The 15,175-nt window shown below is 33.8% G+C and carries 16 protein-coding genes; 11 read left to right on the top strand and 5 right to left on the bottom strand.

The features are described 5' to 3' along the window. Positions 1-187 precede the first annotated feature (187 nt). Positions 188-871, top strand: coding sequence for a response regulator transcription factor (locus HB672_RS01425; RefSeq protein ID WP_167606553.1), 684 nt, complete (start codon positions 188-190; stop codon positions 869-871). Next, positions 871-1,914, top strand: a complete 1,044-nt coding sequence (locus HB672_RS01420) for an ATP-binding protein (protein ID WP_167606550.1) — start codon at positions 871-873, stop codon at positions 1,912-1,914. The genes HB672_RS01425 and HB672_RS01420 overlap by 1 nt, the downstream gene beginning before the upstream one ends. Here the strand turns inward: HB672_RS01420 and HB672_RS01415 are convergent. Continuing rightward, a complete protein-coding gene (locus HB672_RS01415) occupies positions 1,888-2,943 on the bottom strand; it encodes a glycosyltransferase (RefSeq protein ID WP_167606547.1) in 1,056 nt (351 codons plus the stop codon). The genes HB672_RS01420 and HB672_RS01415 overlap by 27 nt on opposite strands. Before the next feature lie 72 nt (positions 2,944-3,015). Between HB672_RS01415 and trmB the strand changes: the two genes are divergently transcribed. From trmB to HB672_RS01380, 7 genes are all read left to right on the top strand, one after another. After that, positions 3,016-3,690, top strand: coding sequence for a tRNA (guanosine(46)-N7)-methyltransferase TrmB (gene trmB, locus HB672_RS01410; RefSeq protein WP_167606544.1), 675 nt, complete (start codon positions 3,016-3,018; stop codon positions 3,688-3,690). 3 nt (positions 3,691-3,693) lie between these two features. Then, entirely contained in the window at positions 3,694-4,323 is a 630-nt protein-coding gene (locus tag HB672_RS01405; protein WP_167606542.1) for a LysE family transporter, read from the top strand. A gap of 3 nt (positions 4,324-4,326) precedes the next feature. After that, a complete protein-coding gene (locus HB672_RS01400; RefSeq protein WP_167606539.1) occupies positions 4,327-4,656 on the top strand; it encodes an MGMT family protein in 330 nt (109 codons plus the stop codon). Between the two features lie 153 nt (positions 4,657-4,809). Further along, on the top strand, positions 4,810-5,946 hold the full coding sequence (locus HB672_RS01395) for an Mrp/NBP35 family ATP-binding protein (protein ID WP_167606536.1): 1,137 nt from the start codon (positions 4,810-4,812) through the stop codon (positions 5,944-5,946). A gap of 3 nt (positions 5,947-5,949) precedes the next feature. Further along, positions 5,950-6,192, top strand: coding sequence for a NifU family protein (locus HB672_RS01390; protein ID WP_167606533.1), 243 nt, complete (start codon positions 5,950-5,952; stop codon positions 6,190-6,192). A 71-nt stretch (positions 6,193-6,263) separates the two neighbouring features. Continuing rightward, a complete protein-coding gene (locus HB672_RS01385) occupies positions 6,264-7,325 on the top strand; it encodes an NAD(P)/FAD-dependent oxidoreductase (protein WP_167606530.1) in 1,062 nt (353 codons plus the stop codon). Between the two features lie 37 nt (positions 7,326-7,362). Next, entirely contained in the window at positions 7,363-7,695 is a 333-nt protein-coding gene (locus HB672_RS01380) for a 2Fe-2S iron-sulfur cluster-binding protein (protein ID WP_167606527.1), read from the top strand. Here HB672_RS01380 and HB672_RS01375 read toward each other — a convergent pair. The 3 genes from HB672_RS01375 to HB672_RS01365 all read right to left on the bottom strand — a co-directional run bounded on the left by HB672_RS01375 (position 7,692) and on the right by HB672_RS01365 (position 11,082). Next, positions 7,692-8,588, bottom strand: a complete 897-nt coding sequence (locus tag HB672_RS01375) for a metallophosphoesterase family protein (RefSeq protein WP_167606524.1) — start codon at positions 8,586-8,588, stop codon at positions 7,692-7,694. The two genes, HB672_RS01380 and HB672_RS01375, sit on opposite strands and share 4 nt — an antisense overlap. Before the next feature lie 65 nt (positions 8,589-8,653). Continuing rightward, positions 8,654-9,832 carry an acyl-CoA dehydrogenase family protein gene (locus tag HB672_RS01370; protein ID WP_167606521.1) on the bottom strand — a complete coding sequence of 393 codons (1,179 nt, stop codon included), beginning with the start codon at positions 9,830-9,832 and terminating at the stop codon, positions 8,654-8,656. Between the two features lie 161 nt (positions 9,833-9,993). Next, on the bottom strand, positions 9,994-11,082 hold the full coding sequence (locus HB672_RS01365; protein WP_208864165.1) for an aromatic ring-hydroxylating dioxygenase subunit alpha: 1,089 nt from the start codon (positions 11,080-11,082) through the stop codon (positions 9,994-9,996). A 77-nt stretch (positions 11,083-11,159) separates the two neighbouring features. Between HB672_RS01365 and HB672_RS01360 the strand changes: the two genes are divergently transcribed. Both HB672_RS01360 and HB672_RS01355 read left to right on the top strand, forming a co-directional pair. Further along, the gene (locus tag HB672_RS01360) at positions 11,160-12,467 is read left to right on the top strand and encodes an amino acid permease (protein WP_167606518.1); all 1,308 of its coding nucleotides are present in this window, start codon (positions 11,160-11,162) and stop codon (positions 12,465-12,467) included. Next, positions 12,468-13,346 carry an arginine deiminase family protein gene (locus HB672_RS01355; RefSeq protein WP_167606515.1) on the top strand — a complete coding sequence of 293 codons (879 nt, stop codon included), beginning with the start codon at positions 12,468-12,470 and terminating at the stop codon, positions 13,344-13,346. On the opposite strand, the gene HB672_RS01350 is transcribed toward HB672_RS01355, so the two are convergent. After that, on the bottom strand, positions 13,343-15,088 hold the full coding sequence (locus HB672_RS01350) for a gamma-glutamyltransferase (protein WP_167606512.1): 1,746 nt from the start codon (positions 15,086-15,088) through the stop codon (positions 13,343-13,345). The two genes, HB672_RS01355 and HB672_RS01350, sit on opposite strands and share 4 nt — an antisense overlap. Positions 15,089-15,175: the final 87 nt, after the last annotated feature.

Below are 15,175 nucleotides of genomic sequence, written 5' to 3'. Positions count from 1 at the left end.
ATTCCTTGTAAAACTACTAAAACAGTTGCAAAGGTTATACCAAAGAGGTGTTAAAAAAACCTGCTTTTTATCGAAAAGTTAAAATAATGTCATTGCTACATTACCAAAATGTTATTAAACGGCGTTTTGGTCTTATTCTTTTTGTTTAATTTTATCTTTGTGTCATCTAATTACGATACAATAATTAATGGACAAAAAAAGCATTAAAATACTTCTTGTTGATGATGAACCAGATATTTTAGAAATTGTTGGCTATAATCTATCATCTGAAGGATACAAGGTTATTAAAGCTGAGAATGGAATAGAAGCTGTAAAAAAAGCAAAGAAAGAAAAACCACAGCTTATTATTTTAGATGTAATGATGCCTGAGATGGATGGTATTGAAGCCTGTGAGCAAATTAGAGCCATTCCAAACCTTAAAGATGTAATCATTACTTTTTTAACCGCAAGAGGTGAAGATTATTCACAAGTAGCAGGATTTGATGCAGGAGCCGACGATTATATTACAAAACCTATTAAGCCTAAAGTATTAGTTAGTAAGGTTAAAGCTTTATTACGTCGTTACAAGGAAGAAGACAAACAGGAGAATGTTTTAAAAATTGGTGATTTGACTATTGACAGAGAGGCCTATAAAATTTTGTTAAAAGGCAAAGAGATTGCATTACCACGAAAAGAATTTGAATTACTATCTTTATTGACCTCTAAGCCTGGAAAGGTGTTTAAAAGGGACGAAATATTAGATAAAGTTTGGGGAAATGAAGTTGTTGTTGGTGGAAGAACCATAGATGTACACATTAGAAAGCTTAGAGAAAAAATTGGGGACAATACATTTAAAACTGTAAAAGGAGTTGGGTATAAGTTTGTAAATTAATGGCAAAAACTTTTAAAAGATCGTATAAATTTGCGTTTAAATCTTCATTATTTATTACCGCAATTTTAACACTCTTAGTGAGTGTTTTTTTATATGCATTTTATTCCCTTGACATTTTGGCCATTGCAACCTTTGCTTTTGTATGTTTTTTGGTATCGTTTTTAATTATTCAGTACCGAGTTCAGCAATTTATATACAAAAGGGTTAAAAAGATTTATGATGATCTTACCTTGTTAGAGTCTAGTACATTCGACAGGAGCAAAATCACTACAGATATGGCTACACTTACTCAAGAAATTGATAAATATGCCAAGAATAAAAAAATAGAAATTGAAGCACTTAAAATACGAGAACAGTACCGAAAAGAATTTATAGGGAATGTGTCTCATGAACTAAAAACACCATTATTTATGGTACAAGGCTATGTTTCTACTTTAATTGATGGTGCAGCAGACGATGAAACCTTAAGAGAAAAGTATTTAAAAAGAGCAGATAAAGGTGTTGAGCGTTTAATATATATTATTAAAGATTTAGACATGATTACCAAGTTTGAAGCTGGTGATTTGAGATTAGAAATTGAATCATTTGATATTGTAGAACTTGTCAAAAATGTTTTCGAACTGTTGGAAATGAAAGCTGCAAAAAAGAAAATTGCGCTTACTTTTGATATGGATTATAACAATCCCATTATGGTTAATGGAGATAGGGAACGCTTACAACAAGTACTATCAAATTTAATAGTGAATTCTATCAAGTATGGCGAAACAAATGGAACTACCGAAGTAAGTATTGAAAACCTAATTAAAAACAAGGTAATTGTAAGGGTAACCGATAATGGTGAAGGCATCGAAAAAGTACATATACCAAGATTGTTTGAGCGTTTTTACAGAGTTGATAAAAGTGGTTCGCGAAAAGAAGGAGGTTCTGGATTAGGGCTCGCCATTGTAAAACATATTATTGAAGCACATGAGGAAAAGTTATATGTAGAAAGTGAATATGGTATTGGAAGCGAATTCTCATTTACGCTCGAAAAGAGCAAATAATTCTTTGTAGTTTGTCTTGTTTTCAATATCTGAAAAGCCCTGGTATTGTATCACATCATTTAGTTTTTCTATAGTAAAGTCTTTTTGATTACTAAAAGGAGTAATGTGTTTTTCTGCTAAATATTTAGCTAAATATTCTTGTTCAAACTGTCCAGGTGTAGGAATAAAAAATGCTTTTTTCTCCAATTTAGCTAAATCCATAATAGTTGTATAGCCAGATCGTGACAATACTAGTTTACTTTCATTGATAGCTGTTTCTAGCTGAGTTGATATCATGTAGTTATAAATAATAATATTGTTTTGAGTGGTTACTTTTTGTTCGGATTCAACAACTCCTTTTATAAAAATTACTTTTCCATTGTAATCATTCAACTCTAAAAGCAGCTTCTCTTCCAATAATGTTCGCTGAGGCTCTGGACCAGACAATAAGACCATAAGGTCATACTTTTGTTGCAAATCTATTTTGTTTAATCTACTTAAAGCACCAATGCGTTTTATTGTAATCAAACTGTTTTCGGAATGGCTTAATACACCACTCAAATTATTATGTCCTCTATAATCTGGAATCCAACACTCATCAAATTTTTTGATGGTTTTTTGATGAAGTTTGGTGCTTAGCAATGTGGTATTTCCGCTTAAAACATTCAATTGATGCGTTAGGTAAACCGAAGGAATCTTTTTTGAATACACCCCGAATCGGTTATCTGAGATAATACCTACAATCTTATTTTTTACCACCAAATCTTGAATGATATGATGTTCTTTTTTAATGGCTCTCAATATCTTTGGAGCATCTTTTAGTAATTTAAATTTTAAGCGACTCCCTTTCTTTGAATATTCAATATTATAAGAAGGTAACTCTATGAATTCTAATTCAGGAAACTCTTTTTTCAAGAGCGATAGAGCATTGCCATCACTTGCAATTATTGGCACAAAACCATTAATTAGTAAAGCATTAATAATTGGTATGCAACGTGTGGCATGACCTAATCCCCAATTTAAAGGCGCTATTAAAATTCGTTTGCTCATAATTGAAAGTCAAAGATAACTATAATAACACTCTCATTTATTTCATTATTTTTGCCAAAATATCAATAATACGTGGGAAGTAAGAATAAGCTTAAAAGATTTAAAGAAAACGAAACCTTTAAAAATGTTTTTCAGCCATCTAGAGCAGATTTGGTTGAAGGCGATTATAAATTAAAAGGCAATTGGAGGCAAGAGTTTTTTAAAAATGATAATCCATTAGTTTTAGAATTAGGCTGTGGAAAAGGTGAATATAGTGTTGAACTTGCAAAAAAATATCCTAATAAGAATTTTATCGGTATTGATATTAAAGGTGCTCGTTTTTGGAGAGGTGCCAAAACAGCTATTGAAGAGCAAATTGAAAATGTGGCATTTATTCGTACACAAATTGAATTAGTTGAATATGTGTTTGCAAAAAATGAAGTAGACGAAATTTGGATAACTTTTCCAGACCCTCAAATAAAATATAAGCGTACTAAACACAGAATGACCAATTCAGAGTTCTTAAAACGCTATAAATCTATTTTAAAACCAGAAGGTATTGTTAACCTTAAAACGGATAGCGAATTTATGCATGGTTATACGCTAGGATTATTACATGGCGAAGGCCATGAAGTGATTTATGCAAACAATAATGTGTATAAACAAGAAGGTAGTCCTGAGGAAGTTACAAGTATTCAAACCTTTTATGAAAGCCAATATTTAGAGCAAAACAAACCAATTACGTATATTAGGTTCAAAATTAAGTAAACGTTGGACATTACTTTTATCTTCTTTTTAGGTTTAGTTATTGCATTTGTTGGTGTAATTCCTCCAGGCTTACTTAATATGACAGCTGCAAAAATCAGTTTAAAAGAAGATGCTAATCGAGGCATTTTATTTTCTATCGGTGTTTGTGTTATTGTATGTTTACAAACGTATCTTGCAGCTATTTTTGCGAAATATTTAAGCAATCATTCCGAGGTGATTACTATTCTTCAGCGAGTAGCCTTTGTCATATTCGTTTTAATAACCATCTATTTTTTATTACTAGCCAGGAAACAACCCAAACCAGATGTTGAAGCAAATGTACGAAGCAAGCATCGACGATTTTTTCAAGGTATGCTTCTGTCTGCTTTGAATGTGTTTCCAATTCCCTACCAAGCATACATGACCTTAACATTAGCCTCATTTGGTTGGTTAACATTTGAAATTTATAGTATTATAGCCTACGTAGCAGGAGCCGCAACAGGGACATTTGTAATGCTTTACATATACATTTTCTTTTTCGATAAGATTAAAAATGAAAAATTGACTTCCCAAAAGAGTATGAATTATATTATTGGTACCATCACTGGAATCATTGCTATTTTCACACTAATTAATATTATCAAAGAAATATAATTAATGAAACCTGAAACTCTTAATTTTTTTGATAAAGTGTATGAAGTGGCAAAACGTATTCCTTATGGAAGAGTTACAAGTTATGGAGCTATCGCTACTTATTTAGGAGCAGCTAGAAGTGCACGAATGGTTGGTTATGCAATGAATGGTTCAGGAGGTAAAGATGTACCTGCACATCGTGTTGTTAATAGAAAAGGACTATTAACTGGAAAACATCATTTTGATGGCACAAACCTTATGCAACAGCTTTTGGAAAGCGAAGGCGTTGAGGTCGTTGACAATCAAATTCAAAACTTGGATAAAGTGTATTGGGACCCTTCAAAGGAGTTGTAGTTATTTATTAATCTCTTTAATATTTACAAATAATTACAAAAATAGGTTTATAACAAATCATAATTCACTTATAAATCATTTCAATATAAGTACTTCTCATTTTCAACATTTCGCTGTATATTTGTATCTTAGAATTAATCTAAATAAGAAATAGTGAAGTTAAGCAAACAAGACATATTAAAAGCATTAGAATCAATTACTGTACCTGGTGAAGGACAAAACATGGTTGAAAGTGGCGCAGTTAAAAACGTGATGACATTTGCAGATGAAGTTATTGTAGATATCACGATTAAAAACCCAAGTTTACAAGCAAAAAAACGTACTGAGGTTGACATAATGAAAACCATTCACGATTTAGTGTATGAAAAAGCAAAGGTTAAAGTGAATGTTAAGGTAGATGCTCCAAAAACGGACTCAGTAAATCAAATAAAGGGTAATCCAATACCAGGAATTAAAAATATTGTAGCTGTTGCATCTGGTAAGGGTGGCGTTGGAAAATCTACAGTTACCTCAAATATGGCAGCGACCTTGTCTAAAATGGGATTCAAAGTTGGAATTCTAGATGCAGATATTTATGGCCCTTCTATTCCAATTATGTTTGACGTTGCTGATGCTCGACCTTTAGCTGTAAATATTGATGGAAAATCTAAGATGAAACCTGTTGAAAATTATGGAGTTAAAATTTTATCTATCGGATTTTTTACCCAACCAAATCAAGCAGTAATTTGGCGAGGACCAATGGCTGCAAAAGCATTAAATCAAATGATTTTTGATGCGGCTTGGGGAGAGCTTGATTTTCTATTAATAGACTTACCTCCAGGTACTGGTGATATTCATTTAAGTATCATGCAATCGCTTCCAATTACTGGAGCAGTTGTAGTGAGTACACCGCAAAACGTAGCATTGGCAGATGCTAAAAAAGGTGTGGCAATGTTTCAGCAAGAAAACATCAATGTTCCAGTATTGGGAATGGTAGAAAACATGTCTTATTTTACACCAAAAGAGTTGCCTGACAATAAATATTATATTTTTGGACAAGAAGGCGCTAAAAATTTAGCTGAAGATTTAGGAGTGCCATTCTTAGGTGAAATTCCTTTAGTACAAAGTGTAAGGGAAGCGGGTGATATTGGAAGACCAGCAGCATTACAAACAGCGACTCCTATAGAGGAAGCTTTTGAAAATTTAACTAGAAATGTGGTTCAAGAAGTAGTAAATAGAAATACAGATTTGCCTCCAACTGAAGCCATACAAATAACCACAATGGCTGGATGCTCAGCAGTAAATAAGTAAGTTATGACTACAGAAGAACTTAGGTTAAATATTGAAAAAGCGTTAGATGAAATTCGTCCGTTTTTGCAAAGTGATGGAGGCGATATTTCACTCTTATCCATAGAAGATGATAGATTTGTAAAAGTGCAGTTAGAAGGCGCTTGTACAAGTTGTAGCGTCAACCAGATGACACTTAAATCGGGAGTAGAAATGACTATAAAAAAGTATGCACCTCAAATAGAGAGTGTTATTAATATTGAAGCCTAAGAATGTGACTTTTATCACATTTTACCACACTTATAATTTTTATTTTTGCGCTTAATAAATTTGATTTTTTAATGATTTCTACTGATATACTTATTATTGGAGCTGGACCTACAGGATTATTTACCGTTTTTGAGGCTGGATTACTAAAACTAAAATGTCACTTAATTGATGCGTTACCTCAACCTGGCGGTCAGTGTTCAGAAATATATCCTAAAAAACCTATCTACGATATTCCTGCTTATCCTGAAATTCTTGCAGGAGATTTAACAGATAAGTTGCTAGAACAATGTAAACAGTTTGAGCCAGGATTTACTTTAGGAGAACGCGCTGAAACTATAGAAAGACAAGAAGATGGTACGTTTATTGTAACCACAAATAAAGGAACAAAACACCAAGCGCCAGTAGTAGCAATTGCAGGTGGTTTAGGAAGTTTTGAACCACGTAAGCCTTTAATTCCAAATATTGCAGATTTTGAAGATAAAGGAGTAGAGTATATCATTAAAGACCCAGAAATCTATAGAGATAAAAAAGTAGTAATTGCTGGAGGTGGAGATTCAGCTCTCGATTGGAGTATTTTTTTAGCTGATGTGGCAAAAGAAGTAACCTTAATCCATAGAAGAAATGAATTTAGAGGTCATTTAGATTCTGTTGAAAAAGTTCAAGAATTAAAAAATCTAGGAAAAATTAGTCTTGTAACACCAGCTGAGGTGATTGGAATTATTGGTAATGGACATGTAAATGGGGTTGCTGTAAAGCAATCTGGTGAAGAAGACAAAGAATTTAATATTGAATGCGATCATTTTATACCTCTATTTGGTTTGTCTCCTAAACTTGGACCAATTGCAAATTGGGGATTGGAAATTGAGAAAAATGCGATTAAAGTTAACAATGCCTTAGACTATCAAACCAATATTCCGGGGGTTTTTGCTATTGGTGATGTGAATACCTATCCAGGAAAATTAAAATTGATTTTATGTGGTTTCCATGAAGCTACACTAATGTGTCAAGCAGCATATCAAATTATCAATCCAGGTAAGAAATATGTATTAAAATATACAACCGTAAGTGGAGTAGATGGTTTTGATGGTACAAGGAAAGAAGCACCAAAGGCTGTTGTAAAAAAGATTAATTAACTTAAAGTCACCTTGAGCACAGTCGAAAGGTTTTTTGATGCAAGAAGATATAAAAGTAACAATAATTGACCGAGATGGAGTGTCTCATACAATAGATGCGCCAACAGATATGGCAATGAACCTCATGGAAGTAGTTCGTGCCTACGAGCTTGCACCAGAAGGAACTATTGGTATTTGTGGAGGTATGGCAATGTGTGCTTCATGTCAGTGTTACGTAAACTCTAATCATAAACTTCCTGAAATGCAAGATGATGAAGAAGCTATGCTATATGAAGCTTTTTATGTAAAAGATAATTCACGTTTAGGTTGCCAAATTCAAATGACACCAGAAATGGATGGTTTAGAAGTAGAGTTGGCTCCTGAGAGTTAATCAGTTTTATAATCAATCAATTTTTGAGGACCTTCCAACAACACCTTTACAATTTTTAGTGTACCACTATCCGTTGTGGCAATTTGCCATTTAATTAATGAAATAGCACCGTTTTCAATTTCAATTCCTGTAATGCTTCGTGGATGCACACAACTGCCATCATTGAAATAAGCAATATCACCAGGTTCAGGAAATCGAGGTCTGTGTGTATGGCCAACAATAGTTAAAAGATTTTTATTTTCAATAATCCATCTTTTAGTTCTGCGCTCTACTTTTATAAGCTCTTTGTAGTTTTTTGCTGGACTTGTTGGGTCTGCAATTCCCATGACATTCAATGGTTTCCAAAGTACACGAACCAAAAAACGACTCCATCTCCAGAAGGTGTAATTCCACCAATCTGCTTGATGGCCATGAGTTAAAAATAATTCTTGACTAGTTTCTGAATGTTTTAAAACAATGCCTTCATGATATTGCAAGTTGCAAAACAACTCGACAGCTTCACCAATTTTAGGATCAAAGTAAGTAGATAAGTGCTTTTCTACATAATTAGGATTTCTATATACCATATCATGATTTCCCCAAATCATGTGTAAACGTTCTTGCTCATGAAATTGTTTCATAAGCATATACACATTTTTATGTGCTTCTAGAATAGGTTGGAAAGAGATATTTTCCCATAGCTCGTCACCATCACCAAGTTCACAATATTGAAACCCTTCAGTGTAGTAATGTTTTAACGCATGAAAGTAGATGTTACGGTTATTAGCAAAGTCATCAGCAAAACTGTTATCACCTCTGTGACAATCGCTAAATAGAATGAACTTACTAGAGTCGTCAAAGTTGACAACTTTAGCATTTTTATAAGCTCTATCTAATCGTTTTTTGGAAGACATGATGTAAATATCAATAAAAAAAGCGAGTTTTAAAACTCGCTTTTAGAATATATATGTTTTGGTTTCTACTTAAATGCATTTAAACCTGTAATGTCTAAACCAGTGATGAGTAAGTGAATATCGTGAGTACCTTCATAAGTAATAACACTTTCTAAGTTCATAGAGTGACGCATGATACTATACTCACCAGTAATCCCCATGCCTCCTAACATTTGTCTCGCTTCACGAGCAATATTAATGGCCATATCTACATTATTACGTTTTGCCATAGAAATTTGCGCAGAGGTTGCTTTATCTTCATTACGTAAAACACCTAATCGCCAAGTTAATAATTGTGCTTTAGTGATTTCAGTAATCATTTCGGCTAATTTCTTTTGTTGTAATTGAAATTGACCAATTGGCTTACCGAATTGTATACGCTCTTTACTATATCTAAGAGCAGTATCATAGCAATCCATGGCTGCACCTATAGCTCCCCAAGCAATACCATAACGTGCAGAATCTAAACATCCTAGTGGTGCTCCCAATCCTGATTTATTTGGTAATAAGTTTTCCTTTGGAACTTTTACATTGTCAAAAATAAGTTCTCCAGTAGCTGAAGCTCTAAGTGACCATTTGTTATGGGTTTCTGGCGTTGAAAAACCTTCCATTCCACGTTCTACAACTAAACCATGAATACGTCCACTTTCATCTTTAGCCCAAACTACAGCAACTTGTGCAAAAGGTGCATTTGAAATCCACATTTTTGCACCATTTAATAAATAATGATCGCCTTTATCTTTAAAATTAGTAGTCATTCCAGCAGGATTACTGCCATGATCAGGCTCTGTTAATCCGAAACAACCCATCCATTCACCTGAGGCTAATTTTGGCAAGTATTTTTGGCGTTGTTCTTCGGTTCCATATTTCCATATTGGATACATCACTAATGATGATTGTACTGAAGCTGTACTTCTAACTCCAGAATCACCACGTTCAATTTCTTGCATGATTAAGCCATAAGAAATTTGGTCTAAACCAGCACCACCATATTCCATAGGAATGTATGGTCCAAAAGCACCAATTTCAGCTAATCCATTTATAATTTGATTAGGGAACTCTGCTTTTTGAGCATACTCTTCTATAATTGGTGACACATCACGTTTTACCCATTCTCTTGCTGCATCACGTACTAATTTATGTTCTTCTGATAAAAGCTCATCGATATTATAGTAATCTGGAGCTTCAAATAAATCTGGTTTCATCTGATAGATAATATTGTTTTAGAGGTCAGATGTAATTCGCATAAATGCTCATTTCATTAGTCCCTCATTTCATTTATAATTAACCTTTATTTTTATTAGGCATAATAATATGCCAAATTTAACTAAAGCAAAACAAATCATTAAGGATTTTAAGAAGAAATTTATGCGTTCATAAACTTACTAATTAAAGTATGAAAATGATGAACACCTTGCTCACGAGTTGGAGAAAATCGTCCAGCTTTGTAAAAAGAAGAGCGTACACCTTTTTGAACATGTTCGACTACAAACTCGTCTTCACGTTCTACTTTCTCAAGACCACTTCCTGCACCCTTATCAAGTTTTGAAGGGTCATACACATAAGAGATAAATGAAACTTTGGTACGATTCATGTCCAGGGGTTTAACAACGTTTATCGAGAGTCCCCAAGGGTAAAAATTGAACATCATATTCGGGAACACCCAATAATAGTATGCCGCTACATTTTTACCATAATCAATATGGTCTTTAGGTAAGTCAAAAACTTCAGTAGCTTCATCTGTATAACCAATTTGAAGATTACAATAGTCGTAAACTTCGGTTTTGTAGCTTCCATAATCTAGTACTGCATTCAAATCTTCATGAACAAAAGGCACATGAAATCCTTCAAGATAATTATCGCAATACAAAGCCCAATGAGCATGGACTAAAAAATCTTTAGAAAGAGAATTGTCTAAGCTAAATTCATCCAAAGGCAAAAAACCAACACGTTCGTTCATTTTGTCTATCACTTGTTGAAAATCGAACGAAGGATTCAATCCAGCAAACAACAATGGTCCAAATTTACGTAATGGAAACGTATGTAAATTATCACATGGTCTGGGGAAATCTTCAGCATCATTAAACTCTGGCATATGCTCAAATTCGCCTTTTAAATTAAAGCGTCTACCGTGATACATACATGTCAATTTTTTTGATTTCCCTGAATGTAAAGCCACAACATTACCACGGTGCGTACACACATTTGTTAAGCAACTAATCTCTTCATCTTTATCACGAGTCAACAACATTGGTTCGGTTAAAAAAGAGTCCAGTAGTACAAATGGATAAACTGATTGTGGAAGTCTTACCAAGTTTTCATCACCGATGAATTGCCATGACTTTAGAAACACATCTTCTTTTAAAGCTTCAAAAGTTTCAGCATCTTTATAAAATTTAGCAGGAAGTGTTTCAGCTTTTTTAATATCTGGATGGATATGATATGTCTTCATCATAAATAATATAGTTGTACATTCGTAAGGTTGCTCCTAATTTACGCAATTAAACGTTACCTCTTTTTTAAACTCAATAAATGGCATCTAAACCACAAAAAATTGGATTAATTACATCTACTTCATATGTTGTAGGTGGTATGATTGGAGCAGGGATTTTTTTATTGCCTGCCACCCTTGCATCATACGGTAGTATAAGCTTTTTAGGTTGGATTTTTACGGCTATAGGAGCATTAATTTTAGCAAAAATATTTGGTAATTTTAGCAAAATAATTGTCAATAAAAGTGGAGGTCCTTATGCCTACTCTAGGGCTGGTTTTGGAGATTTTATTGGGTTTTTAGTAGCTTGGGGGTATTGGATTTCAATTTGGGTGAGCAATGCAGCATTGGCAATAACCATAGTAGGTGCATTGAGTTTCTTTTTCCCTATTCTTGATAATGACCCAATAATTAGGGTGTTGACAGGGCTATCCTTTATTTGGCTGTTTATATGGATTAATACTAGAGGAATTAAAGAGTCCGGTAAAATACAGGTTATAACCACTTTTTTAAAATTGCTGCCATTAGCATTTGTGATTATAGCAGGATTATTTTTATTTGATATTAATAATTTCCCTGCCTTTAATTTAACGACTGAAAGTAATTTTGCGATATTCCCAGTAGTTGCGGCTGCTACATTATATGCCTTTTTAGGACTTGAATCAGCTTCTATACCTGCAGCTAATATTGAAAACCCAGAAAAAACAATTCCTAAAGCCACATTGTTAGGGACAATAATTGTTGCTTTGGTTTATATTTTGGGCACATTTGTACTCTTTGGAATTTTACCCATGGATGTATTGGCTGCTTCTCCATCACCTTTTGCCGATGCAGCAATATTAATTGGAGGTGACTTTGGAGGATACTTTGTTGCAGGTGGAATAGCAATATCTGCAATAGGTTGTCTAAATGGATGGATTTTATTTTCAGGCCAAATACCGATGGCAGCCTCACAGGATAAGCTGTTTCCAAAAATATTTGGAAAGGAAAATAAAAATGGAGCGCCAGCAAAAGGGTTGATTATAGGAGGGTTATTAACCTCTTTCATAATGTTAATGAATTTATCGGATGGCCTTGTAAAGCAATTTGAGTTTATTGCTGGTATTGTGGTGTTTTCTAATTTAATACCTTATTTATTTGTGGCTGCAGCATATATATTAGTTCTTATTGAAAGAAAAATTCATATAAAAAGTTGGGTTAAAACAATAGCACTTGGAATGCTTGGAATTGCTTATTCACTATGGGCAATTTATGGTTCTGGTAATGATACTGTTTTTTATGGATTTTTATTATTATTGTGCGGAGTCCCAATGTATGTTATTATGAAATGGAACCGAAGAAATGAATAAATGAAAACAACTTATCATTCTGAATATTTAAAACTGCAAGAGGTTTATATAAAACCAGTAAAAGATGCATTTGTTTCTGATATTAATATAAGTGAACAATGGAAAGCGCTTAATTATTTATCTCGTCCAAATTTTGACAACGCTTTGGATGAATATAAAGTGTTTCAGAATTATTTTTTAGATAGAAATATTAAAACACATACTTTCCCTTATGATGAAAAAGTACAAATTGATTCTATGTATTGTAGAGACGCCTCAATTGCTACAGATTTTGGAATGATAATTTGTAATATGGGAAAAGGAGGCCGTATTAATGAGCCTCAATCACATTTAGAGATTTATAAAGCCAATAATATTCCAATATTAGGAACTATTGAAGCGCCTGGAACTTTAGAAGGAGGTGATGTGGCTTGGTTAGATTCAACAACCTTGGCTGTTGGCCATACTTACCGAACCAATCTTGAAGGTATCGAGCAGCTTAAAGATTTATTAGAGCCTAAAGGCATTGATGTTGTTGTTGCTGAATTACCTCATTATAAAGGGAAAAGCGACGTGTTTCATTTAATGAGTATTTTGAGCCCTGTTGATAAAGATTTGGCAGTGGTATATTCACCATTAATGCCAATTAAATTTAGAAATGAATTATTAAATAGAGGTTTTCAATTAATTGAAGTTCCAGATGCTGAATTCGAATCTATGGGTTGTAATGTGCTAGCAACTGCACCAAGACAATGTTTAATGGTTGCTGGAAATCCAAAAACTAAACTATTATTAGAGCAAGCTGGATGTAATGTGACGACTTATAAAGGCGAGGATATTAGCGTCAAGGGTGGTGGTGGACCAACTTGCTTAACAAGACCAATGCTAAGAGGTAATTAATATTCACAATCTGATTTTTTAGGCCCTTCAGCAGTGCCTTCCCAATCAGGATCAGCAATACCTGTCCACTCATTTGTTTCAGGGTTAAAAGTAACAGCATGGACTCTTGCAAAAGCTCCATAACGCTCAATGCTTTTTATATCAAAACCTGCATGCTTCCATGCTATTGAATCTTTTGCTGTCCACCCATTACTTGGCGTAAATTCTGCACTAAATTGCATGCCATCAAATTTCCGTTTCCCTGTCTCTTTATTGACTACCATTTCGGGATGGATACGTGGAGCAGCCACAGCTTCTTTTAATTCTAAACCTCTATCTATATACCTTGAAATAGTTTGAGCAATCCCTGAAAGTATCCTCAAACCTCCAGCAGCACCTAAAACCATAACAGTTTTTCCGTCTTTAGTAACTATTGTTGGAGCTATTGTTGTTCTTGGTCTTGAACCTGGAGCTTGATCTGAGTTTGATAAATAAGTTCCCATTGTTGAGGCATATACAAAACCTAAATCTGGGGTAATAACTTTTGAACCAAATAAAGGGCCTACGGTTTGGGTAATTGATACTACCATTCCTTTACAATCTGCCGTTACAAAGTGTGTTGTATGGTGACTGTCTTTTCCCCAAGAATTTCCGCTCCAGTCAGTATTGTTGGCTAGTAATTCTGATATAGTAGTTTTTGTAAAATTATTACTAGTAGTTTTTGGGTTAGGAATTACTATTGAAGTAGCTTGTTTTTTAGCCCAATCTTTACTTTGAACCAAATTTAAGTTTTCTTCTTTATAATCAGTTTCCATGGTGTTAATAGATAAAGCAAGAGCTTGATTCATTATGGCAGCCCATTGCATATCATTGATATTACTTAAGTCAAAATTTTCAAGGATGTTTAAAGTTTTAACTAAAAGTCCTCCTCCTGAAGGAGCTGGCATTGTATGAATTTGATAACCTCGATAGTTTGTCGTAACATATCTCATATCTGTTGCTTGGTAATTCTTTAAATCCTCTAATGTTACATAACCTCCATTTGCTTCCATATCCGAAGCAATTTTTTTAGCAATTTCACCTTTATAAAAATCTTCACCTTCAGTATCTGCAATTAGTTGTAATGTTTTAGCTAGAGTAGGCTGTTTTAGTAGCTCTCCAGATTTGTATGAAATTGAATCATTTTTAAGCATATGCATACGAAACCCTAGATTCTCTAACATGCTTTTGTGAGCAATTTTATGTCTTGTGGCTTCACCTGGAAGCACTTCAAATCCGTTTGAGGCATGTTTAATTGAAGCTGCCATGATTTGAGGCAAAGGTAAAGAACCATGCTCTTTATATAGCCTCATTAATGAAGCGACCACACCTGGAGTAGCAACCGTTTCATGACCTGAGTTAACTGCAACTTCTGGAGGTGTATAATTGATTGGTACCTCAGTCATTCCATTATAACCTTGGAAAGTCCCATCTAATTTTCTCACTAAAATTAAATTTCTTCCTCCGATACCATTCATAGTTGGCTCAACAACCGATAAAACAAATGCTGTCGCTAAAGCTGCATCAGCAGCATTTCCACCAGCTTCTAATATTTCTAAACCTGCTTGCGTAGCCAATGGTTGTGCAGCAGCGACCATTCCGTTAACCGAAGTTGCAAATTGTGGATTTCCATCGTCAACTAATAAAGAGGTATTCTCATTATTTTTTTTGCACGATACAAATATTAAGGTAAATAGAATCAATACTGTTTTTAGAGTTTTCATGTTTTTTTGTGTTGGTTGCAGTAAATATATAATAGCCATAAATTCTATTTGTAAGTTAATAAAAAAACATAAAACTTTTTCTGTTGA

Origin of the sequence: Gaetbulibacter sp. S0825 (genome assembly GCF_011777505.1) — a bacterium.
Lineage (GTDB): Bacteria > Bacteroidota > Bacteroidia > Flavobacteriales > Flavobacteriaceae > Pontimicrobium.
This window is presented reverse-complemented; position numbering and strand designations above follow the sequence as displayed.